1 protein-coding gene is annotated in these 278 nt (G+C 61.5%); it reads right to left on the bottom strand.

The genetic code is table 11. The features are described from left to right. A partial coding sequence (locus EN786_RS37535; protein ID WP_189524416.1) for a glutathione S-transferase N-terminal domain-containing protein occupies positions 1 to 278 on the bottom strand: 278 nt, incomplete at both ends.

Here is a 278-nt window from a genome sequence, read left to right as displayed (position 1 = left end):
CGTAAGGATGGATGGTCAACTGCGACCAGCGCTCGATGAAGCGCGCCATCGCCTTGCCGCCTTCGCCGGAAAACAGCGTCGGCCGTTCCGGATAGGCCTCGTCGAGATAGAGCGCGATGGCGAAGGAATCGATGACGACCTTGTCGCCATCGCGGATGGCCGGAACGGTTTTTGAGACACCGCCTTCGATGGCCGGCACTTCGAGAAAACGCGTCGGCGCGGTCGAGATATCAAGTCCCTTGTGGGCCAGCGCCATCGTTGCCTTCCAGCAATGCGGA

It is taken from the genome of Mesorhizobium sp. M4B.F.Ca.ET.143.01.1.1 (genome assembly GCF_004792275.1).
In the GTDB taxonomy this organism is placed as follows: Bacteria; Pseudomonadota; Alphaproteobacteria; order Rhizobiales; family Rhizobiaceae; genus Mesorhizobium; species Mesorhizobium abyssinicae.
The sequence above is the reverse complement of the archived record's forward strand: the minus strand, read 5'-3'. Positions and strand labels throughout refer to the sequence as shown.